This is a genomic window from Providencia sp. SP181 (assembly GCF_050446505.1).
GTDB classification, from domain to species: domain Bacteria; phylum Pseudomonadota; class Gammaproteobacteria; order Enterobacterales; family Enterobacteriaceae; genus Providencia; species Providencia vermicola.
In genome coordinates this window covers 146,348-170,190 of record NZ_JBBPXM010000001.1, presented here as the reverse complement: position 1 = coordinate 170,190, position 23,843 = coordinate 146,348, and the positions used below count along the sequence as shown (strand labels likewise).

The window sequence follows — 23,843 nt, the reverse complement described above, 5'->3', positions numbered from 1 at the left end:
TTATTAGAATTAATACTTAAAAATGCAATTTTAAAGCACGATTCATTAAACTAATTAGCATTAATTTAACACAAAAATAAATTTAAAAATATCAATTTTTCAAATTAACCTCTAAAAGGAGACCATGATGACACATGTTCAACAGCCTTTACCCACTACAATGACGGTTGTGAATATTATTGAACCAGGTGGCCCTGAAAAGTTGCAATTAATTGAAAAACCGCTACCCAGAATTTCTGCAGGATATTTACTTGTTAAGGTTGAAGCCGCAGGGGTTAATCGCCCCGATATTTTTCAGCGAAAGGGTTCTTACCCACCTCCTGCCGATGCATCTCCAATTATGGGGTTAGAAATAGCAGGTACAGTTGTTGCAAAAGCAGACGATGTTGATAATTGGCAATTAGGTGACACACTTTGTGCATTAGTAGCAGGTGGAGGTTATGCAGAATATTGCTTAGTACATAAGGATATTGCATTACCGCTAGGCAATTTGTCATTTATTGAAGGTGCCGCTATTCCTGAAAACTTTTTTACTGTTTGGGCAAATATGTGCCAGATTGGCCAACTTAAAAAAAATGAAACGGTGCTCATCCACGGGGGAACATCGGGTATTGGTAGTGTGGCCATTATGATAGCAAAAGCAATGGGGGCAACAGTGATCACCACCGTCGGTTCGGAAGAAAAAGCGAATGCTGCAAAAATATTAGGGGCAGATTGCATTATTAACTATCGAACTGATGATTTTGTCGAAGCCACGCAGAATTTCACGTTATCACGTGGTGTTAATATGGTAGTTGATATTATTGGTGGCGATTATGTGGAAAAAAACTATTTAGTTGCTGCAAAAGGTGGGCGAATAATTCAAATTGGCATGATGAAGGGAAATCCAGAACGACTTAATATGATGCCTCTTATGGTTAAACGGTTAACTCACACAGGTTCAACCATGCGTTCACGCTCTATTGATGAAAAAATACAGATAGCGACAGAACTAAAAGAACATATTTTGCCAATGTTGCAAAATGGTAAAATAAAACCAATTATTAACAAATTGTATCTGTTATCACAAATAAAAGAGGCTCATCAATATATGGAGTCGGGTGACCTGATTGGAAAAATAGTTTTAAAAAATAGCTAGTTGTGCATTTTCATTATAAGGCTGACGGCTTTCTATCTGCGAATAGAAAGTCGTTGGAGTTCACTTTCTTTATAACAAATAATTTACATTATCAAGCTTTTTCAGCGTAAATATCTCTTTACAGCTAAATAAATTTTGATTTTTTGTGCCTGCCCACAATTCCAAACAAAATCCTGATTAGTTTGTTAATAATTAAATAAAAATGAATTATATCTATAAGTAAGTTGGCCATTAACGGTTTGTTTATCAATAATTAATGCTTAAATGATATTTTTAAATGCATATCATTAATATATTGATATCTTTTATATGCATACAGCCCGTTATGCACTTTCCAATGATATTAAGTGAATTAACTTAAGTGCAATTAAGCGTTACCTAATTGTAATTTGAAGGTGTAGTTAAATGAATAATTTTAATAATTCGAAAATGAATGTGGATGCACTTTTCTTAGGCCCAAAATCTGAAAATGCAGTCTTTTTTAAAGAGATGATGGAGTATTCTGTTACGGAACACATGCATTGGCGTTCAAGTTACCATCCTGAAGATCCTGACCATATTACGACTGTTGACCGCTATGCCCCTGAGTATAGAGATACATTGTATCGAACGGAGGGGATCCTTAATCAATTATCCTCAAAGTTAAAAAGTACATCTGTTCCTTGGTTTTCACCACGTTATATGGGGCATATGAATGCGGATACACTCATGGTTTCAAATCTCGCTTATGTGATGGCGATGATGTACAACCCCAATAATTGTGCTCAAGAGTCCTCTCCTACGACCACCGCACTGGAAATCGAAGCAGGATTAGACTTGTGCAACATGTTTGGTTATAACGTGAATCAATCCTGGGGGCATATTACATCAGGCGGAACTGTTGCGAATTATGAAGGTCTGTGGGTTGCACGAAATCTTAAAAGTTTACCTATAGCCATTGCCCAACATGAAAAATCTCAGCATTTGTTAATTGGAAAATCAGAAAAAGAACTGCTCAATTTACCAGTCGCTGCCGTTTTAGAACTCATTGATGAATTAAAAAAGTTAAATACTTTTGAAGAGGTGAGAGAGCTAACAGCACGTGGTACAGGTGTATCATTACATACCTTGGGGAAATTGTTAGTCCCTCAATCTAAGCACTATTCATGGATGAAAGCGATGGATATTTTGGGGCTTGGTCAACAAAATATCGTGCAATTGCCCGTTGATACAAGCTATCGAACCGATGTGCAGAAAATGCGTGAAACCGTGTTCTCATTAATAGAGCAAGGAGAGCCAATTCTTGCCGTTGTTGCTGTTGTCGGTACAACAGAAACAGGTGCTATAGATGATGTAAAAGCCGTTATTGATTTGCGTCGTGAATGTGAAGAGCAATACGGTGTGTCTTTTTATGTGCATGTTGATGCAGCGTATGCAGGTTATGCGTGTGCGATGTTCCGTGATGAAGATAACCAGTTTATAGAATATGACGCACTTATTCATCGTTATCATCAGGAAGGTATTTTCCCTCAAGATGTTATTTGGCCAAAATTGGATGTGTATGAAAGCTTTAAAGCACTAAATCAAGCGGATTCAATTACAGTAGACCCTCATAAAGTAGGCTTTATTCCATATGGTGCAGGGGCTATTTGTATGAAGGATAAGCGTATTGTTGATTTGATTTCTTATCATGCAGCTTATGTATTTGAAGACGTTCAGGAAAAACATCATAAATTAGACAAGCAGCACAATGTTATTTTAGGCTCATCGATAATGGAAGGTTCAAAAGCAGGGGCGACAGCAGCCGCTGTTTGGGCTGCACACAGGTTAGTTCCGTTAAATCTTTTGGGGTATGGCAAAGTGCTTGCTGCGGGTATTACAACGGCTAACTGGATGATTGAAAAAATCAATCAGTGCAAGGCATTTAATATTGATGGGCGTAAGTTTACAATTTTTGCAATGCCAGATCCTGATTTTCACATGATTAACTTTATGTTCCGTGAATTAGGAAATCCCTCTTTAGAAAAGCAAAACCGCTTAAACAAACGGCTTTATGAACTGTGTTCTTATGCAGCAGGTCGCACCTATTCAAACGACTTTTTAACCTCGTCAACATCATTAACCTACGAAGAATATGGTGATAATCCATTGAATTTATGTCGAGATGCTAACTTTACTGACAGTGAATGGCATAACGTTCAGTCTGTGTATGTATTACGAGCAGCAGTAATGACTCATTGCTTACGTGATAAGCAGCATTTTGAAAATTACTGGGGTGCATTAATCGCAACGTTTGAAGAAAAATTACAACAACTCGTTGATGAAGAAAATAAAATAAATCACTCCAATTATAAATTAGCCTCTAATTAATTTGTTAGGATCTCAATATGAAAAATCGCACATTGGGTAGTATTTTTATTGTTGCAGGTACGACGATTGGTGCAGGGATGTTGGCAATGCCAATAGCGGCAGCGGGTAACGGATTTTTAGTTAGTTTAGGCATGTTATTAGCCTTATGGGCCTTGATGTGCTACACCGCACTTCTTTTGGTTGAAGTTTACCAGCATGAATCCTATGAAACAGGCATTGGTAGTGTCGCTCAGCGCTATTTAGGATCTGGGGGCAAATTTATTACTGGTTTTAGCATGATGTTTCTTATGTACGCCTTAACCGCGGCTTATGTGAGTGGGGCGGGTGAAATCATCACGTCAAATCTTAAAAGCAGTTTTGCGGTTGACATGGCGGATTGGATGGGAATACTCCTGTTTACGGTGATTGGTGGTGGGGTCGTCTGTTTTGGGACTTCGTCAGTAGACTTTATTAATCGTATATTATTCACTGCAAAAATTATTTTCTTGGTCATTATTTTGGCGTTAATGATGCCGCATGTAGAGCAACAAAATTTATTGGCTGCACCAACGGAGAAAGTCCTGATTTTATCTGCGATCCCTGTCTTCTTTACATCGTTTGGTTTTCACGGCAGTGTCCCAAGTATTGTGAAATATATGGGGGGAGACGTTAAAAAACTGCGAGTTATCTTTATTATTGGTAGCGCCATTCCCCTTATTGCTTATATTTTATGGCAAATTGCGACGCTGGGGAGTATCGGAACAACGACGTTTGTGGGTATTTTGGCAGAAAATGTAGGGCTTAATGGCTTATTAGATGCGATTAAAGATGTGGCACAATCAGGTCGCACAGAGTTAGTTGCACAGATGTTTATGAGTTTGGCGCTAGCAACATCATTTTTAGGCGTCGCGTTAGGGCTATTTGATTTCTTAGCGGACTTATTTAAGAGACAAGATAACGCGGTAGGGCGTATACAAACAGGTTTGTTGACGTTTGGACCACCTTTAGTGTTTGCGTTGTTTTATCCGAAGGGGTTTGTGATGGCACTGGGTTATGCCGCAATCGCCTTATCAATTCTTGCGTTATTATTACCAAGCGCAATGGCATTTAAGTCTCGCACATTAAATCAGCGTCGATACCAAGTATTAGGTGGCCCGATTGGATTGCTGGTCGTATTTTTATGTGGAATAGTCGTGATTGGTGTTCAGCTGGGTATTGTATTTAACGTATTACCCAATATTGGTTAATAAATTGGATAATACCGATCTAACCTGCAGTCAAACCTAATCGGTTTGTCAGCAGTCTGAAGCCAGTCTACGGACTGGCTTTTTTATGCTCAAAAGCGAGCAATTCAGATAATTTACAGCACAATAATGACTGCTTTAGGTTATATCAATGCGTATAATCTAACTAAGAATGATTATCATTAGCACGTTATGCACAAAAACAGATATATCTAAAGCTAGCATTTTTTGTAGAAGTGACTATTATATCCGATATATCGGTTTTGGCATCAAAACAAACACTGAGAATTTGAATGGCAAACGAACAACAACTTGATCCTTGCTTATGTAATGGTAAGAGTGTGAGTCGAATGTTTAACCCTAAACAGTTAAGAATATATATTCTACACTTACTGACTGAGGGAATAAATTACGGCTATGACCTGATCAAAAAAATTTCAGAGGAAACGGCAGGGTTTTATTGCCCAAGCCCTGGGGTTATTTATCCTACACTAACATTATTAGAAGAATTAGGTTTTATTACTGCGGGAACGGGTAAAGAGAATGACAAAGGTCGTAAGTGTTTTGTCATCACTCCAGAAGGGCGGTGCTTTTTATTATTAAAAGCTGAACTTTTGGCAGAAGTTCAACTAAAGTTAAATTATGCACAAGAGCTTAAAGCGGGAAACCAATTTGCTAATGAGATTGAATGTGCAGTGGATAAATTTAAATCACTTTTGAGGCACAAAATCGTTTTACAGCAATTAAGTAAAGACGAGTCAGCAAAAGTCGTTGAAATCATTAACCAAGCAGTTGAACGAATAGAAGAGGTCAACGCGGTATTAGTGACGGAAGGAAAATCAAATGGCTAAAACTAATGATATAATTCAAGCAAAAGAGCACTCATATATGACAGATAATCGTAAAGCGGCACAGGATAATACTTCTACATCTAACGAAGCCGAAAAAAGCACAAAGAAAGATGATAAATTTAAAGAAGTTGTCTGCCCAAATGTGCCTACATCTTATTTTAAGCGCGCAAAAAAACAAAAAATTAAATACTAAGATGAATGGTTTACAAAATCTTTATTCAACAGTGGACTGAATTGGTGGTTAACTACCACTAGATGAATGCATGCCATATTTTAAATAAATCTATTTTGATGTTTAAGAAAAGCCAAATGGCTTTAACTAAAAATATAATTATTTTGTAAACTCTGCATATCCTTTGATTGATATCTGCTCTATATTTTATTTGGATTAAAAAAAACCCTGACTACATCAGTAATCAGGGGGTAAGCTTACAACCCTAATTGGGCATGTATTTGTGCTATTTCATCAACCCATTGTTGTTGTAACAATGGTTTTTGGTGGCTTAATTTACGCTGCTTATCAGCTTCTAATTTTTCCTCTAACACCAATAGTTTTTCTAACAACTCATCTTCATGGGAGATGACCTTTGGGGGAGTATTTACAGTATGGCTGTGTTTAACAGGATCTGTATTACTGTGAGATAATAATTGCGCTTGTTGTTCAATTTTATGATAAATATCATCGATATTAAGGTATTCCTCTAATCGATTCTCATCAATAAACCAAAAACGTTGGCAGCTATTTTCAATTAGCCACCTGTCGTGACTAACGACTAATAATGCCCCTGAAAACTGGCTAATTTCTTCACTCAATGCCTCTTTTCCTTCTAAATCAAGGTGGTTAGTTGGTTCATCCAATAAAATAAGTTCATATTGTGCCAAGCTTAGACCAATAAAAAGCAGTCGTGCACGTTCGCCACCACTGAGTGTTCCCACGGTTTGTTGGTGACGTGCATAAGCAAATCCAGCTCCAATAAGTGCCATTTTACGCTGTTCATCCGTAATGGAGGCAAAAGGGCGTAGCGCATCCACGAGGCTATCATTATCATTTAGCTGCTCTAGCTGTTGGTCATAATATCCCGCACGAATTGTGGGATGAAACTTTAAGTGTTTGCTATAGCGTAAGTCCTGCTGATAATGTTGCCAAAGAAGACGCAATAAGGTTGATTTACCGCAACCATTTGCTCCCATAATGGCGATACGATCACCACTTCTCACCTGATGAAACGCAGTTTTAAACAAATTTTCTCCCGCAGGCGTTGAAACTTCAGTTCCTTCGAGCTCGAGAACTCGGTCTGCAGGGATTGGTTTACCATTTAATGCCAATTTCCATTGATAACCTTCAGTGAGCTCTGTTTGAGTTTCTTTAAGTCTATCAATGTGTTTTTCCATTTGTTTCGCTTTGCGAGAAAGACCCTCGTTATCATAAACATGCCCCCAAATAGCCAAGCGTTTTGCGCTAGAGGCGATTCGGTCAATCTCTTTTTGCTCCGCCTGATTTCGTCTTTCATCGGTAATGTCTTTTTCAGCCATGGCACGGCGTGCCTCGCTACAAGGTAACCGATAAAAATGTAACGATTTATCACGTAAAACCCACGTACAGTTAGTGACTTTATCAAGTAAAGCTTGGTCGTGGGAAACCAGTACAAAACTGCCCCTCCAAGACTGCAGAAAATTACCTAACCAAATTAAGGTGGGCAAGTCCAAATGGTTACTGGGTTCATCTAGCAATAATAAGTCAGGCTGTTCAATTAAGGCTCGGCCTAACAAGAGACGAGTATGTTGGCCGCCACTCATTTCATTGGCTTTTTGTTCCCATTGCTGGGTAGTAAAACCTAATTCTGACAGTAATACTTCAGCCCGCCAGCGTTCAGTGACCTTGTCTTGTTCAGACATTTTTTGAACCAGTGCTTCAATTAGTGTCAGATGGGCAACATCTTCGGGTAAATGTTGTTCGATATACGCCGTGACACAGTGATTTGCGTAGGTAATGCTACCGCTGTTGGGGGATAGCTGGTGGGTAAGTAACTTTAATAGCGTACTTTTTCCACTGCCATTATGGCCAATTAAGCCGATGCGGTCGCCTTGTTGCAAGGTGAATGAAACATCATTTAATAGCGTGTGGGTAGAAATGTCGTAATTTAATGATTTTACAGATAATAAAGTGCTCATAGCTTACTCAAATTTTAGGCATGACAATGCCTTGGATAGTCATAACGACAACCCAGTAAGCTGAGGGAAGATCTCTTTGTGGCTTCGCTCAGGCAGGGTTATCGCAGTATAAAACTGTGAAAGCCTGAGCTCTGGCGATTACCAAAGAAGTGTGAGTATTCAATGAGATCACACAACAGCATAAATTAGCCTCCTTATTTTTCGTTAGGTTGAACAATGTACGAATCATAACAAACATAGGGGAAGGATCAAAATCCAGAAATGCGTTTTTTCATAACGGTTGTAGTAATAGGTAGGATTACAGGTATAAATATCGCTTATATCGTGTGAGTTCATATGAATTAAATTGCTAAGTGTTGGGCGTTCAAGATGTAAGGCATAAAATTGCCGTTCAAATAACAAGAGAGCCGCAAATGAACGTAGAAATAAAGCCAGCAACAATGCAAGATGCTACATTGATTTTAACGATGATAATTGAATTAGCAGAGTATGAAAAAGCTCGTCATGAAGTTAAGGCCAGTGTTGCTGATATCGAAAATTCACTATTTGGCGCAGATTCTAAAACAGAAGCCCTTATTTGTTATGTGGATGATAAACCTGCAGGGTATGCGGTTTTCTTTACTAGCTATTCAACTTGGTTAGGTAATAACGGTATTTACTTGGAAGATCTCTATGTATCTCCCGATTTTCGTGGCGCAGGTGCAGGAAAAAAACTGCTAAAACATATCGCTGTATTAGCCGTAGAAAGGAAGTGCCAACGTCTTGAATGGAGTGTTTTAGATTGGAATCAACCAGCAATTGATTTTTATAAAAGTATCGGCGCGCAACCACAAGATGAATGGGTTCGTTACCGTATGGATGAAAAAACAATTGCAGAGTTTGCACGTTAATCGCTAATAATTAAACGAATATAAAGTTTGTCTGAAAAAGCCAGTAAAATAAATTTACTGGCTTTGTTTTTATATTCTTTCATCTAAAGTTGTACAATTAATGCCTTCTGATGAATTTTGTTAATTTATTCTGATTTTTTGTGATGCAAGGCAACTATACTTAATCCAAATTTTGATAAACTTCCGTTAAATTAGATAGATAGCTGATAGTTGAATAGCAATGACACTGATTTAACCTATTTTAAAAATATAATTTTGTTTTTTCGTATTTGGCCGTATTTATTTCGCATATTAACAATTATATGGCTTTATTAATTTCACCAGGTTAATAAAAATAATTGTTGTTCATTGTTTTCTCATTTAATGGAAAAGGGATGGTATGAAAATAAATAAGCAAAAAATATCTTTTTACATCATTTTAATACTCATTATTGCTGCTGGTGGTTTTTACTACTGGAGCATAAATTCAGGTGGGTTACCCTCTGGTTTTGCGCAAAGTAATGGGCGTATAGAAGCGACAGAGATTGATATTGCGACTAAAACTGCAGGTCGAATTGAAACCATCAATGTAAGAGAAGGGGATTTTGTCAAAGAAGGGCAAGAATTAGCCCGTATGGATACTCGTGCGCTTCAAGAACAACTCCATGAAGTCCAAGCACAATTACGCCAAGCGATTAGTGCTGTCACCACCGCAGAGTCTGCGCTTGCTCAACGCAAAAGTGAAAAAGTAGCCGCTCAGGCAGTGGTACGCCAACGCGAAGCTGAACTTGATGCCGCACAAAAGCGTCTTAATCGTTCAAGAGCATTGGTGAGAACTAAAGCGGTTTCTCAGCAACAGGTTGATGATGATACCGCGCAAATGCAGGGCTCACGTGCAGCTTTAGAAGCATCAAAAGCCCAAGTTGCTGCAGCAACATCTGCGATTGACTCTGCAAGTGCTGGTATTGTTCAAGCTAAAAACCGAGTCGATGCAGCAACCGCTACAGAGCGCCGCATTATGGCTGATTTAGACGACAGTATTTTAAAAGCCCCTCGTAATGGGCGTATTCAATACCGTGTTGCAGAGCCTGGAGAAGTCCTTGGCGCTGGGGGGCGAGTATTGAATATGGTGGATTTAAGTGATGTATACATGACGTTCTTCTTGCCAACAGAAGATGCAGGAAAAGTGGCTCTGGGAAGCGATGTGCACATTATTCTTGATGCTGCACCTAATATTGTTATTCCTGCTAAAACGACCTTTGTTGCCAGTGTTGCCCAGTTCACACCCAAAACCGTTGAAACACAAAATGAACGCTTAAAACTGATGTTCCGCGTTCGTGCGCGTATCTCCCCTGAATTACTCGAACAACACCTTGAATATGTGAAAACAGGTCTACCAGGTAAAGCTTATGTCCGTTTGGACTCAAATGAATCTTGGCCTACTGAACTTGAGGTGAGATTACCACAATGACCAATAAACTGATGGATGATGTGATCATTGATATACAGCATGTCAGCCAGCATTATGGTGAAAATTGTGCATTGGATGACATTGTGCTGTCGATTCCAGCTCGCAAGATGGTTGGGTTGATAGGGCCTGATGGTGTGGGGAAATCCAGCTTGATTTCGTTGATAGCAGGGGCGCGGGCTATTCAACAAGGTAATGTGTTTGTACTTGATGGCGATATGAATGATGCTGAACACCGTCGCGCAGTATGCCCTCGAATTGCCTACATGCCGCAAGGGCTTGGTAAAAACCTCTACCATACCTTATCCGTGTATGAAAACGTCGACTTTTTCGGTCGTTTATTTGGCCAATCAAAGGCGGAAAGGGAATATCGCATTCAGGATCTACTTGAAAGTACGGGGTTAGCGCCGTTTAAAGACAGACCTGCGGGTAAATTATCAGGGGGCATGAAACAAAAACTTGGTTTATGTTGTGCATTAATCCATGATCCAGACTTGTTAATTCTTGATGAGCCTACCACAGGGGTTGACCCCTTATCACGTGCTCAGTTTTGGGATCTCATTGATCGTATCCGTTTGCGTCAAACTAATATGAGTGTATTAGTGGCAACAGCCTATATGGAGGAAGCGGAGAGATTCGATTGGCTGGTGGCAATGGATGATGGAAAAGTATTAGCGACAGGGCATGCATCGGAATTAAAAGCCCAAACACGATGTGATGATCTAGAAGCGGCTTTCATTGAACTATTGCCTGAAGAAAAACGCAGTGGCCACAAGAAAGTGGTGATCCCTCCGAGAGACACCTCAAAAGATGATGTTATCGCAATTGAAGCGCAAGATTTAACGATGCGTTTTGGCAACTTCGTTGCTGTTGACCACGTGAATTTTAAGATCCCAAAAGGGGAAATATTCGGTTTTTTAGGTTCAAACGGTTGCGGTAAATCAACAACGATGAAAATGCTGACTGGGCTTTTGCAGGCGAGTGAAGGGCAGGCTTGGTTATTTGGGCAAGAAATTGACCCGAAGGATATCGAAACGCGTAAACGAGTTGGGTATATGTCACAGGCTTTTTCTCTGTATAGCGAACTGAGTGTGGAACAAAACTTAGTTTTACATGCAAAACTGTTTCATATTCCAGAAGACAAAATTGCTCGTCGTGTTGATGACATGTGCCAACGGTTTGAACTTGATGAAGTCAGGGATACGATGCCTGATGATTTACCATTAGGTATACGCCAGCGCTTATCTTTAGCGGTTGCGGTGATCCACGAACCCGAGATGCTAATACTGGATGAACCCACATCGGGTGTTGACCCTGTAGCCAGAGACATGTTCTGGAATTTAATGGTTGATCTATCAAGACGTGACGGTGTCACAATATTTATCTCTACGCACTTTATGAACGAAGCGGAGCGCTGTGACCGTATATCCTTAATGCACGCAGGTAAGGTACTTGACTGCGATACCCCAGTTAATCTCACCAAAAAGCGCGGTTTGGCGACACTCGAGGAAACCTTTATTGCTTACTTACAAGATGCCGTGGGTGATGCAGGACAAGGAACCGAAACCGCACCTGAGTTCCATGTTGATCCAGAGCTAAAAGAGCAAGCCACAGAAGCTTTAAAAAAACGCTTTAGTTTACGTCGCTTATTCAGCTATTCCATCCGTGAAGGTATGGAGTTGCGACGAGATCCAGTGCGCTCTACACTTGCTTTGCTTGGTACGGTGATCTTGATGTTTATTATGGGCTACGGGATCAGTATGGACGTTGAAAACTTACGTTTTTCTGTGCTAGACCGTGACCAGACAGGCCTAAGCCAAGGTTATACGTTAAACCTTGCAGGTTCCCGTTATTTTATTGAACAGCCACCTCTTCAAGATTATGACGCACTTGAAGAAGGCATGCGCAGTGGTCAAATCACTGTCGCTATTGAAATACCCCCAAATTTTGCTCGTGATATTGCCCGTGGAAGTAATGTGAAAATCGGTGTTTGGATTGATGGTGCAATGCCAAATCGTGCAGAAACGGTTCGCGGTTATGTTCAAGCAATGCACCTTGCATGGTTAAGTACCATGGCGGCTAGGCAGCCTGTAGGGGTAGCAGGTATGCCTGCTATTGATATAGAAACGCGGTATCGTTATAACCCTGACGTACGCAGTTTACCTGCGATTGTTCCTGCCGTTATCCCATTGTTATTAATGATGATTCCAGCAATGTTAAGTGCATTAAGTGTGGTGCGTGAAAAAGAGTTGGGTTCAATTATTAACCTTTATGTCACCCCGATCACCAAATTAGAGTTTTTACTGGGCAAACAGCTCCCCTACATTTTATTGGGGATGTTTAACTTTGTACTGCTTTGTATTTTGTCGGTGTATATTTTTGGTGTGGAATTTAAAGGCAGTTTTTTAACGTTGACCTTGGCTGCATTTTTGTACGTTAGTATTGCAACAGGGATTGGATTACTCATCTCTTGCTTCATGAAAAGCCAAATCGCGGCCATTTTTGGTACGTCGATCATCACATTAATTCCCGCAACACAGTTTTCTGGAATGATTGACCCAGTTTCATCATTAGAGGGAATAGGACGTTGGGTGGGCATGGTTTATCCAACCTCACACTTTCTCACTATCACGCGAGGGACTTTCTCCAAAGGCCTTAACTTGTTTGATTTACAGGCATCATTTATCCCGTTGTTGATTACAGTTCCTCTTGTCATCGGGCTGAGTGTATTGTTCCTGAAAAAACAGGAGTCCTAATGATGATACGTAAAATTCAAAATATCTTTAATTTAGGTGTTAAGGAGTTACGAAGCTTAGGGCGTGACAAAGCAATGCTGGCTTTGATTGTTTTTGCTTTTACGGTTTCGATTTATTCATCCGCAACGGTGACACCAGGGTCTTTACATAACGCCCCGATAGCCATTGCAGACCAAGATAAGTCGCAGTTATCAAACCGGATTATTAATAGCTTCTATGCCCCTTATTTTTTACCGCCTGCGGATATTACGCCTGATCAAATAGATGGCTTGCTTAACCGAGGTTCATATACTTTTGCCTTGGATATTCCGCCTAATTTTCAACGGGATGTCTTAGCGGGTAGGAGCCCTGAAATTCAAGTGAATATTGACGCAACACGTATGAGCCAAGCATTTTTAGGGAATAGTTATATTCAAAATATTACCCTTGGTGAGGTCAATGAGTTCTTAGCGAAATACCGCAGTAATGCGAGCTTGCCTGTTGATTTGGAAGTACGGATGCGCTTTAATCCTAACCTAACCCAATCGTGGTTTGGTTCCGTGATGGCAATTATTAACAATATCACTATGTTATCGATTGTTTTAACGGGGGCAGCGTTGATCCGTGAACGAGAGCATGGCACGGTTGAGCACCTAATGGTGATGCCATTGACGCCTTTTGAGATCATGATGTCTAAAATATGGTCAATGGGATTGGTGGTGCTGATTGCATCAGGAGTTTCATTGATGCTAGTGGTGAAGACACTGTTGCAAGTCCCAATCGAAGGCTCGATTTTGCTCTTTATGTGTGGCGTTGCTTTAAGTCTTTTTGCGACAACATCCATAGGTATTTTTATGGGGACAATCGCCCGTTCAATGCCACAGTTTGGGTTATTAATGATTTTAGTCTTATTGCCATTGAATATGCTTTCTGGTGGGATGACGGCGCGGGAAAGTATGCCACAATTAGTGCAAGATATTATGTTAACGATGCCGACCACCCACTTTGTGAGCCTTGCACAGGCTATCTTGTATCGCGGAGCAGGCTTCCAGATTGTTTGGTCACAGTTTGCTATTTTACTGGTTATTGGCAGTGTTTTCTTTGCACTCGCCCTAATTCGTTTTCGCAAAACCATTGCCACAATGGCGTAATAACGTCCTAAATTGCCTACCTAAAAAGAAAACGCTTGCTGAATGCCTCAGTAAGCGTTTTAATGATTTGCCTATCAATTATTAATAAATGATTAGATTATGCCTATCAAATCGATAGCGCGTACTGATTGGATTAAGTCGCTGTAAAACAGTAACTTAATAGGCAACCAAACAGGAGAACATCATATGTCATTAATTAATACTCAAATCAAACCTTTTACTAACCAAGCATTTAAAGATGGCAAATTCATCGAAGTTTCTGAAAAAGACGTTGCGGGTAAATGGAGTGTTTTCTTCTTTTATCCAGCTGACTTTACGTTTGTTTGCCCAACTGAACTGGGTGACGTTGCAGACCACTACGAAGAATTCCAAAAATTAGGTGTTGAAATTTTCTCTGTTTCTACCGACACACACTTTACACATAAAGCATGGCACGCAAGCTCAGACACTATTGGTAAAATCAAATATGCGATGATCGGCGATCCAACAGGCGCATTAACGCGTAACTTTGAAAACATGCGTGAAGCTGAAGGCTTAGCAGACCGTGGTACATTTGTCGTTGACCCTCAAGGTATTATCCAAGCGATTGAAATCACTGCTGAAGGTATTGGTCGTGATGCAGCAGACTTACTGCGTAAAGTGAAAGCGGCTCAGTACGTTGCAAGCCACCCAGGTGAAGTTTGCCCAGCTAAATGGAAAGAAGGTGATGCAACATTGTCTCCATCTTTAGATTTAGTCGGCAAAATCTAATTAATCTTTTGATTGAATATTAGATGACTCGAGTTACAGGCATTTAGTGCAATGATGCCTTGCCTGTAACTTGCAGTATGGCGGGTATATGTACCCGATTTTAGGATTAAAATTAAAGGGGATTACATGCTCGACAACAATTTACAGGCCCAATTAAAAGCCTATTTAGAACGTTTAACTAAACCCGTTGAATTAGTTGCCAATTTAGACGATAGCCAAAAATCAAACGAAATTAAGCAATTGCTCGATCAAATTGCCTCGTTGTCTGACAAAGTGAGTGTACGTGAAGAACGTAATAGTGCGATAAGAACTCCATCATTTTTAATTACTAACCCAGGTATTGATAGTGGTTTGCGTTTTGCAGGATCGCCACTGGGACACGAATTTACCTCTCTTGTGCTAGCACTATTGCAAATTGGTGGGCATCCATCGAAAGAAGCGCAAGAGTTATTGGAACAAGTAAAAGGCCTTGAAGGCGAGTTCCAATTCGAAACATATTATTCATTATCTTGCCATAACTGCCCTGACGTTGTTCAGGCATTGAATTTAATGGCAGTTTTAAACCCAAATATCAGCCATACCGCCATTGATGGTGCGCTTTTCCAACATGAAATTGATGAGCGTAACGTGATGGGCGTTCCAGCCGTTTACCTAAATGGCAAAGAATTTGGCCAAGGCCGTATGACATTGAGTGAGATTGTCAGCAAAGTTGATACTAATGCAGATGCACGCGCCGCTAAGTCATTGACTGAACGTGAACCTTTTGAAGTGTTAGTGATTGGTAGTGGTCCCGCGGGCGCATCAGCTGCAATTTACACCGCACGTAAAGGTATCCGCACAGGTGTTATCGGTGAGCGCTTTGGTGGCCAAGTGATGGATACCGTTGATATTGAAAACTATATTTCCGTTATCAAAACGGAAGGTGCCATTTTTGCTGGCGCGTTGAAAAACCACGTTGATAGCTATGATGTTGATGTTATTGATGGTCAATCAGTTGCTAAACTAATCCCAGCCGCTGAAGAAGGTGGTTTACACCAAATCGAAACAGCATCTGGTGGTATTTTAAAATCACGCAGTATTATTATTTCGACAGGTGCGCGTTGGAGAAACATGGGCGTTCCTGGTGAACAAGAGTATCGCACCAAAGGGGTGACATTCTGCCCACACTGTGACGGTCCGTTGTTTAAAGGCAAACGCGTTGCAGTTATTGGTGGTGGTAACTCAGGTATTGAAGCTGCCATTGATTTAGCGGGTGTGGTTGATCATGTCACTGTGCTTGAGTTTGCGCCAGAACTTAAAGCAGATTCTGTATTACAACAAAAAGCACGTAGCTTGAAGAATGTCGATATTATTGTAAATGCCCAAACCCTTGAAGTAAAAGGTGACGGTAGCAAAATGACTAGCCTTGAGTATAAAGACCGTACAGACGAAAGTGTGCATTCTTTAGAGGTTGCAGGTGCATTCGTACAAATCGGTTTATTGCCAAATACCAATTGGTTAGGTGATACAGTTGCAAGAAACCGTATGGGCGAGATTGAAATCGACGCACGTAATGAAACCAGTGTGAAAGGCATTTTCGCAGCAGGGGATTGTACAACAGTGCCTTACAAGCAAATTATCATCTCTGCTGGAGAAGGGGCAAAGGCCGCACTTAGCGCCTTTGATTACCTAATCCGCACAAGTACCAGAACCGCTGAATAGGTGTAATTTACTTTATATTCAGTGAGTTGTAGTCAAAAGGCACTCGGGGGCGAGTGCCTTTTTTTTGTGTGTAAACTCTGAACATTGAAATATCAAACTAGGCTCCTCGTAAGTTCAACACCTATCAATAACCAGGCTTATCTCATCTTTTTACTTATACCTTTTTAATCTAAATTATGTGATACAGATCTAAATACTGCACAAAGCCAGTCATATCCATGATCATGAATTTCATTCATGTTGTAGTGAAATTAAGTCGCTTTCACTCATTCAGCGGCTCTGGCATAAATGAATTAACGCTAACAAGTTAACTTATTTACAACATAAAGATTGATGAATGAGAAACAAAAACTTCTAAAAAATCAAGAAGTCAATTTAGTTTCCATCTTGGAATTTAGGGTGCGACAAGACGATGAACAAAAATTTTACATTTACGATTAAAAGTAGTCTTTTTGATGAAAATTATAATCCTTCTGAAAATACACGGATCACAACTAACTTTGCTAATTTAGCTAGAGGGAAAAATCGTCAAGAAAATTTGCGTAACACGCTTGCCATGATGAACAACCGTTTTAATACGTTAGCCTATTGGGATAACCCGAAAAGTGACCGATATGCAATTGAGCTTGAAATTATTTCTGTGGAAATGCGTGTTGAAAATAATGCCGATACCTTCCCTGTGATTGAGGTATTAAAAACAAACATCGTTGATAACAAGACGGGGCAACGTACAGAGGGAATTGTCGGAAATAATTTTTCTTCTTATGTCCGTGATTATGATTTCAGTGTTTTATTGTTAGATCACAATAAAGACCAAACAAACTTTAGTATTCCTGAAAAATTTGGCGATTTACATGGAAATATCTTTAAATGTTTTGTTAACTCGAACGAATACAAAGCACATTTTAATAAGCCGCCAGTTATTTGTTTAAGCGTCTCAAATAAAGATGTTTACCATCGCACGGGTAATCAGCACCCAGTATTAGGTATCGAATATCAGCAAAATGGAGCTTCATTAACGGATCAATATTTTAAAAAGATGGGATTACAAGTTCGTTATTTTATGCCACAAAACAGTGTTGCTCCATTAGCCTTTTATTTTACGGGAGATTTGCTGAGCGATTACAGCAATATTGAACTGATTAGTACGATCAGTACGATGGAAACATTCCAGAAAATTTATCGCCCAGAAATTTATAATGCAAATTCAGTTGCAGGGCAATGTTATCAACCGAGTTTAACGAACCAAGATTATTCGTTAACAAAAATTGTTTATGACCGCGAAGAACGTAGCCGATTGGCTATTGAACAGGGGAAATATACAGAAGAGCATTTTATTGAACCCTATAAGCATATTCTAGAACAATGGTCTGCTAGCTACGCACTTTGATTAATGATAAAAATTTAAGGTCAATTATTATGAAAACATTATTACCAACATCTACCGCTGGCAGTTTACCAAAACCTTCTTGGCTTGCTCAGCCTGAAACCCTTTGGTCGCCTTGGAAGTTAAAAAATGAAGAATTAATTGAAGGGAAACAAGATGCGCTGCGTTTATCCCTCGAAGATCAATTGCGTGCTGGGATTGATATTGTGAGTGATGGTGAGCAAACTCGCCAGCATTTTGTGACTACATTCATTGAACATCTCAGTGGCGTTGATTTTGAAAAGCGTGAAGTGGTTAAAATCCGTGATCGTTATGATGCGAGTGTTCCGACGGTAGTTGGGGCTGTTGAGCGTCAAAAACCAGTCTTTGTTGAAGATGCTAAATTTTTGCGCCAGTTAACGAAACAGCCGATTAAATGGGCATTACCAGGCCCAATGACTATGATTGATACGTTGTATGATAACCATTATAAAAGCCGTGAAAAATTGGCATGGGAATTTGCTAAGATCCTGAATCAGGAAGCAAAAGAGCTCGAAGCCGCAGGCGTTGATATTATTCAGTTTGATGAGCCTGCGTTTAATGTATTTTTTGATGAGGTGAACGATTGGGGGGTGGCGGCGCTGGAAAGGGCGATTGAAGGCCTGAAGTGTGAAACAGCAGTGCATATCTGTTATGGATACGGCATTAAAGCCAATACAGACTGGAAGAAAACGTTGGGTTCTGAATGGCGCCAATATGAAGAAGCATTCCCTAAGCTGCAGACTTCGAGTATCGATATTATTTCACTGGAGTGCCATAACTCCCATGTTCCAATGGATTTAATTGAGCTCATTCGTGGCAAAAAAGTGATGGTCGGGGCGATTGATGTGGCAAGTAATGTCATCGAAACGCCAGAAGAGGTCGCTAATACGTTGCGTAAAGCACTTCAATTTGTGGATGCAGATAAGCTTTATCCATCAACTAACTGCGGAATGGCACCACTGTCGCGCCAAGTTGCGACGGGTAAACTCAATGCCTTAAGTGCAGGGGCAGAGATTATCCGTAGAGAGCTGTTAAATAAGTAATCTATTCGAATAATAGCGAATCAAGAGAAACCCAGAATCAATATCTGGGTTTTTTGTTGCCTTAGATTTCTTATTTCAGTCTAACTTGAGGTATATTAGATGAATTATCATTAAATAATTTTTTGAAATAGGAATGTCGGCAATGGCTCTAATCCCTAAAAACTACGCACGTTTAGAAAGCGGCTACCGTGAAAAAGCCCTAAAAATTTACCCGTGGGTGTGTGGACGTTGTACTCGCGAGTTTGTATATTCTAATTTACGCGAGTTAACGGTTCACCATATCGACCATGATCATACCAATAACCCTGAAGATGGCAGCAATTGGGAGCTATTATGTTTATTTTGCCATGATCATGAGCATTCAAAATACACGGAAGCAGACATGTATGGCACCAATGTTGTGGCGGGGGAAGATGCACAAAATGATATCGAAGCGGCAACTTATAACCCATTTGCTGATTTGAAATCGATGTTAAACAAGAAAAAATAATAACAAGTCACCTATCGAAAAATAAGCTAGAGTCTTTAGCTTTATCTTATTTGCCTTTAACTAAGCCTCTGATAAAGAGGCATTTGTGTTTTAGGCGAGCTGTTTCCAATGGATTAGAATCTTTCACTGTTTGATTGCATATCAAAATAGAATTTAGTCATTAGCACAAAATGGTCAAGCAAGGGTTTGACTTTATCTCTCAATGCGGACTATATTTAATTCATTCAAATGAATTAAATATAAATAAGAGAGGAAACAGATGAATAACCTAACGATACCAAGTCCATTTTCGTTTGAAGAACGCGATAGACGATGGGGGATTGCGCGGAAAATCATGAAACTGCATGATCTTGAAGTCCTTATGGTTTATGGGGACAGGGAATCAGCGGCACCCGCACCGTTTTGTATTGATCACTATTTCACCAATGATCGTTTAGGGTCGGTTGTGATCTTCCATCAAGATAAAGCCCCACTGGTAGTCACATTCGCCCCCATGATGGTAGCTGATCATATGCAAGCACAAATGCGAGGTGATAGGCAGTGGATATCACCAGAGCAAATAGTTGTAGGGAAAACAGGGCGTAATATTGCGCAGGTATTTGTTGATTTAGGTGTGTCTGCAAATGCGAATGTTGGTGTAGTGGGGTTAGAGCCTTACCCGCCATTTTATTTCGATGGTGCAATGCCGTATAACACATTGACGGGAATAAAAGCGCGTTTACCTCAGTTAAATTTTGTCCCTGTTTACCGCTCGTTTTTTCAACTCGCCTCCGTGAAAAGTGCAGAAGAACTTGAGCATGTAAAATATGCTGCAATGATAGGTGAGGCAATGAGTGAAGCGATGCGTTCTACAGCTATTGTCGGTAATTCAGAGGCGGATATTGCGGCGGCAGTCACCGCGAAATGTTTATCTATGGGGGGATTCACCGCCGAAATTTTGATGGGTTCAGGACCTGAATATATTGGGTGGGGTCAGCCTGCGTGGCAATACCGTTCACAAACGCCACGAAAGATACAGCAAGGTGATATTGTGTTAACAGAAATATTTGCTCTGTATGGCATGTATGAAACACAGCACCAAGCCGCGGTTGCGGTGGGGAAAATTCATCCCAATATCGAAAAAGCGGCAGCTGTTGCAAGGGAATGCTATGAAATTGGTGTTGAGTACCTTAAAGAGGGGGTCACATTCGGTGAAGTGGTGGATGAAATGGAAAAACCGCTGTTAAAATCGAAGGGGTGGCATGTACATCCATTGATCCACAGTATTAATCCTTATGGGCCTATTGGCTTTGGCACAGCCCCTGGTATTGAGTCATTACCTATTGCCCAAAAATACCGTCAATTGGAACGGTTGCCAAATCCAGGGCGTGAATTAGTTTTGCAGGAAGGGATGACGTTTGCCTTTGAACCTAACTGCGCATTTGGCTATCATTTATGTAATCTCGGTGGCACAGTGGTTGTCGGTAAAGATAGGGGGATTGAACTGAATAATAATTCTACTTATCTTATGCGCGCGGACATATAATTTTAGGAATAACAGCAAGATATGAATGACACAAATAAAAACATACTTTCATCAGAGTTAACGAAAGAAAAGTTAATTAATGAAGGGATTAAACAATTTGCGATTCATGGCATCAATGGCGTTCGTACGCGACAATTGGCTGAAAGTGCGGGTGTTAACCAGTCTGCAATTCCCTATCATTTAGGGGGAAAGCTAGGTGTTTATTGCGCTGTTATTCAAAAAATTGCGAGCGATTTATCTCGGGAAAGTAATGTTCAGGCGTTTGATGCACAGCTTAAACTAGCTATGCAACAAACACCTATTGAGCAGGCGCAAGCAAATCAGTTAATTAGTTTATTGATAACAGGGTTAGGGAATGCGTTGTTATTACCAAAGCATGAATATTATTCCGTGCTTATTCTTCGTGAGCAACTTGAGCCTACAGAAAATTATGATGTTATTTATCGGGACTTTATCGAACCTTTCCATACACGTTTGTCAGGGCTGATCCAAACGATTAATCGCATTGATAAACAAACCGCGATTATCCGAGCTCATGTATTGATAGGACAAGTATTAGGTTTTGTTGTCGCGCGAAAACCTTTTCTTAAGCGACTCAATGCTCAGCAAATTGATGAACGTTTATTGAGTGATATATTGCAGCAAATCAGCTTGATGGCAATTCAAGCTTTAATGATAGGGAAATAGTGGCTTAGTATACTAAGCCACTTTTAGGCGACGTTCGGTGACTTCGCTAATATTCTATTCTTCAATTAGTGGATATCTTCGTGGCTGCGGTAAACTAACGATAGCTCAGGATGATTCCACAGACTGGCGGGCGTTACAGTAGTGCGTTCCCAAGGTATTTGACCAATAAACCAAAGTTTCCAAAAATTTAATTTTGCATTCGGATTCTTTGTTAATAATTCTTCAAACGTTTCAATTTCACCAATTTGTACAGATAAGGCAGATTGGTAAATATCAAAGACAAATTTAGAACAAAATTGCCTTGGCGACTCATAATTAAACCCCGTATGGTAAAACTTATTTAAACGGGCAGGGACTTGTGCAACCAAGGCATTTTTTTGCTCTTGTGTTAACGAGTTGGCGAAACGGCGCACACTATAACGCTTATCTGAAGAACGAGCGATAAAACGTGAAAGTGTCGTGGTTGTGGATAAAGGCACACGGCTTTCGGCAATTAAATAATCTTCACCATCGTGCCCGATGATCATACCGACATGGTTGCTCCAACATAAAGAGGCTGAAGCAATTTGACGAAATAACTCGGTACCAATACTGGTAAAAACAATATCACCCACTTCATATTCATAGGGGTAGTTTGTTTGCATCATTACAATACCTCAATATAAATGAAAGAATATCATTAAGGTATAGTTATAAAGCTTAGCAAAAATCTGACTATCAGATAAAAGCGTAAAATCTTCTTTGTTTAGCTTGGGTATATCTTATTCATCTGCTCACTTAGTAACTTCACATTGTGCACAATATCAGTTTCAGTATGTGCTGCATAACCAAATAAAATGGCGTTTTGCTTGGTACTTTTAATGCAATATCGTGATAAAGGCTGTGCACCAAAACCTAATAAGCGGCACTGTTCAAGTATAAGATTAATATCGTACCCAGCCTTTATCCAACATACAGTGTGTATTCCTGAATCTGTCATTTGTACTTCAAATAAATGAGGGAGGTACAGGTTAATCGCATTGAAAAACGCGTTCTGCCTATCATGGCATATTTTGCGTATTTTACGCACATGGCGAGCATAGTGGCCCTCTTGAATAAACTGGGCTAGAGAGGCTTGCTCTAGGTATCCACAATGGCTATCACTGTAGTATTTCATCATGGTAAATGCTTCACTCAGAACTTCTGGCACAATTAAAAAACCTAAGCGAAACCCTGGGTACATCATTTTTGAAAATGTGCCCGCATAAATGACTCTTTGCTGGTTGTCTAAGCCTTGTAATGCTTGAATTGGCTTAGATAAAAAACGAAACTCGCTGTTATAGTCATCTTCAAAAATCCATGCATTATTATGTTGTGCCCAGTCAAGCAATGCTAAACGGCGGGATAGACTTAATGTAGTTCCTAAAGGAAATTGATGGGAAGGAGCGGTATAAACTAATTTGGCATCTCCATGGTGTTTCGCACCATAAGCGATATCCATGCCTTCGGAATCGGATGGTATCGGTGAAACTTCAGCCCCTGCTGCAGTTAAAATAGCGCGAGCGCTGTCATAGCCTGGGTCATCAAGCCAAACTTTATCACCTTGTTGTAACAGTACTTTCGCAGCTAAGTTAATTGCCTGTTGGGTTCCATTGACAATGATAATTTGTTTCTCTTTGCAGTGAACGCCGCGAGTGGAGTGAACATAATCCACCAGCAATTTCTTAAGGGGCGTAAACCCATCTGGATGATTAAAAAAAGGGATAGTTTGTTTCGATTTACGCCAAACACGGCCTAATAATCTTCCCCATAGTTCATGAGGAAACTGATCAACACAACCGATACCAATATTAAACATTTGGCGCGATTTTGTATTTGGTCGTGATTGATTCCACAAACTTGTCAATATTGCGACTTTAGGATTAAGATTAAGTGCATTATATTCAGGCTGCTTAATTGTTTGTGAAGTCGATGCTGTACGAACTAATTCGTCAGGAATATTTGCTGACACATAAGTGCCAGAGCCTTTTTTGGAATACAAATAGCCTTCATCAATTAACCTCTCAAAGCCTGCAATGACTGAGTTACGCGAAATAAACATCATCTCAGCTAAAGCCCTTGAGGACGGTAGTTTCACACCTGAAGCTATACGACCATCTAAGATTGCATTGCGGATCGTGTGATACACATTTTCTTTTATATATCCCTTATCAAGTAGGAGCAATGGAAACTGAGCTTGTTGTTTACGTCGCATAAGTGGATCCTAAATAAATAACAAAAGTGTATCTTATACAGCACCAGATG

Annotated in this window: 19 protein-coding genes; 16 read left to right on the top strand and 3 right to left on the bottom strand. The window is 40.1% G+C overall.

What is annotated here, in order from left to right; genetic code table 11:
* Positions 1-127: 127 nt before the first annotated feature.
* From AABS66_RS00765 to AABS66_RS00745, 5 genes are all read left to right on the top strand, one after another.
* Positions 128-1,138, top strand: a complete 1,011-nt coding sequence (locus AABS66_RS00765; RefSeq protein ID WP_371007147.1) for an NAD(P)H-quinone oxidoreductase — start codon at positions 128-130, stop codon at positions 1,136-1,138.
* Positions 1,139-1,543: 405 nt separating this feature from the next.
* On the top strand, positions 1,544-3,487 hold the full coding sequence (locus AABS66_RS00760) for a pyridoxal phosphate-dependent decarboxylase family protein (protein ID WP_272538455.1): 1,944 nt from the start codon (positions 1,544-1,546) through the stop codon (positions 3,485-3,487).
* 77 nt (positions 3,488-3,564) lie between these two features.
* The gene (tyrP, locus tag AABS66_RS00755) at positions 3,565-4,713 is read left to right on the top strand and encodes a tyrosine transporter TyrP (protein ID WP_318826048.1); all 1,149 of its coding nucleotides are present in this window, start codon (positions 3,565-3,567) and stop codon (positions 4,711-4,713) included.
* A 290-nt stretch (positions 4,714-5,003) separates the two neighbouring features.
* Entirely contained in the window at positions 5,004-5,561 is a 558-nt protein-coding gene (locus tag AABS66_RS00750) for a PadR family transcriptional regulator (RefSeq protein ID WP_206084235.1), read from the top strand.
* On the top strand, positions 5,554-5,754 hold the full coding sequence (locus AABS66_RS00745; protein WP_272680913.1) for a DEAD/DEAH box helicase: 201 nt from the start codon (positions 5,554-5,556) through the stop codon (positions 5,752-5,754). The genes AABS66_RS00750 and AABS66_RS00745 overlap by 8 nt, the downstream gene beginning before the upstream one ends.
* Positions 5,755-5,990: 236 nt before the next feature.
* Here the strand turns inward: AABS66_RS00745 and AABS66_RS00740 are convergent, their stop codons facing one another.
* On the bottom strand, positions 5,991-7,733 hold the full coding sequence (locus tag AABS66_RS00740) for an ABC-F family ATP-binding cassette domain-containing protein (protein WP_430224435.1): 1,743 nt from the start codon (positions 7,731-7,733) through the stop codon (positions 5,991-5,993).
* 413 nt (positions 7,734-8,146) lie between these two features.
* Here AABS66_RS00740 and AABS66_RS00735 point away from each other — a divergent pair, with 413 nt between their 5' ends.
* The 11 genes from AABS66_RS00735 (at position 8,147) to AABS66_RS00685 (ending at position 21,560) form a co-directional block, all read left to right on the top strand.
* Positions 8,147-8,623 carry a GNAT family N-acetyltransferase gene (locus tag AABS66_RS00735; RefSeq protein WP_206084239.1) on the top strand — a complete coding sequence of 159 codons (477 nt, stop codon included), beginning with the start codon at positions 8,147-8,149 and terminating at the stop codon, positions 8,621-8,623.
* 379 nt (positions 8,624-9,002) lie between these two features.
* Complete coding sequence (locus AABS66_RS00730; RefSeq protein WP_206084241.1) at positions 9,003-10,073, top strand: HlyD family secretion protein; 1,071 nt, start codon at positions 9,003-9,005, stop codon at positions 10,071-10,073.
* The gene (gene rbbA, locus AABS66_RS00725; RefSeq protein ID WP_206084247.1) at positions 10,070-12,826 is read left to right on the top strand and encodes a ribosome-associated ATPase/putative transporter RbbA; all 2,757 of its coding nucleotides are present in this window, start codon (positions 10,070-10,072) and stop codon (positions 12,824-12,826) included. Before AABS66_RS00730 ends, rbbA begins: the two co-directional genes overlap by 4 nt.
* Positions 12,827-12,831: 5 nt before the next feature.
* The gene (locus AABS66_RS00720) at positions 12,832-13,956 is read left to right on the top strand and encodes an ABC transporter permease (RefSeq protein WP_272538517.1); all 1,125 of its coding nucleotides are present in this window, start codon (positions 12,832-12,834) and stop codon (positions 13,954-13,956) included.
* A 186-nt stretch (positions 13,957-14,142) separates the two neighbouring features.
* On the top strand, positions 14,143-14,706 hold the full coding sequence (gene ahpC, locus AABS66_RS00715) for an alkyl hydroperoxide reductase subunit C (protein ID WP_206084249.1): 564 nt from the start codon (positions 14,143-14,145) through the stop codon (positions 14,704-14,706).
* Between the two features lie 126 nt (positions 14,707-14,832).
* Positions 14,833-16,407 carry an alkyl hydroperoxide reductase subunit F gene (gene ahpF, locus AABS66_RS00710; protein ID WP_272573634.1) on the top strand — a complete coding sequence of 525 codons (1,575 nt, stop codon included), beginning with the start codon at positions 14,833-14,835 and terminating at the stop codon, positions 16,405-16,407.
* Between the two features lie 412 nt (positions 16,408-16,819).
* Positions 16,820-17,797: a DUF1852 domain-containing protein gene (locus tag AABS66_RS00705; RefSeq protein WP_272573633.1), complete on the top strand. Its 978-nt coding sequence runs from the start codon at positions 16,820-16,822 to the stop codon at positions 17,795-17,797.
* A gap of 29 nt (positions 17,798-17,826) precedes the next feature.
* Positions 17,827-18,858, top strand: coding sequence for a methionine synthase (locus AABS66_RS00700; RefSeq protein WP_206084255.1), 1,032 nt, complete (start codon positions 17,827-17,829; stop codon positions 18,856-18,858).
* 142 nt (positions 18,859-19,000) lie between these two features.
* Positions 19,001-19,348, top strand: coding sequence for a YajD family HNH nuclease (gene yajD, locus AABS66_RS00695; RefSeq protein ID WP_206084257.1), 348 nt, complete (start codon positions 19,001-19,003; stop codon positions 19,346-19,348).
* A 259-nt stretch (positions 19,349-19,607) separates the two neighbouring features.
* Positions 19,608-20,873 (top strand): M24 family metallopeptidase, encoded by a 1,266-nt coding sequence (locus AABS66_RS00690; RefSeq protein WP_206084259.1) that lies wholly within the window; start codon positions 19,608-19,610, stop codon positions 20,871-20,873.
* 21 nt (positions 20,874-20,894) lie between these two features.
* The gene (locus tag AABS66_RS00685) at positions 20,895-21,560 is read left to right on the top strand and encodes a CerR family C-terminal domain-containing protein (RefSeq protein WP_272538449.1); all 666 of its coding nucleotides are present in this window, start codon (positions 20,895-20,897) and stop codon (positions 21,558-21,560) included.
* A 65-nt stretch (positions 21,561-21,625) separates the two neighbouring features.
* On the opposite strand, the gene AABS66_RS00680 is transcribed toward AABS66_RS00685, so the two are convergent.
* Positions 21,626-22,204 (bottom strand): YebB family permuted papain-like enzyme, encoded by a 579-nt coding sequence (locus AABS66_RS00680; RefSeq protein WP_206084444.1) that lies wholly within the window; start codon positions 22,202-22,204, stop codon positions 21,626-21,628.
* A gap of 101 nt (positions 22,205-22,305) precedes the next feature.
* Positions 22,306-23,793 carry a PLP-dependent aminotransferase family protein gene (locus AABS66_RS00675; RefSeq protein WP_206084263.1) on the bottom strand — a complete coding sequence of 496 codons (1,488 nt, stop codon included), beginning with the start codon at positions 23,791-23,793 and terminating at the stop codon, positions 22,306-22,308.
* Positions 23,794-23,843 lie beyond the last annotated feature (50 nt).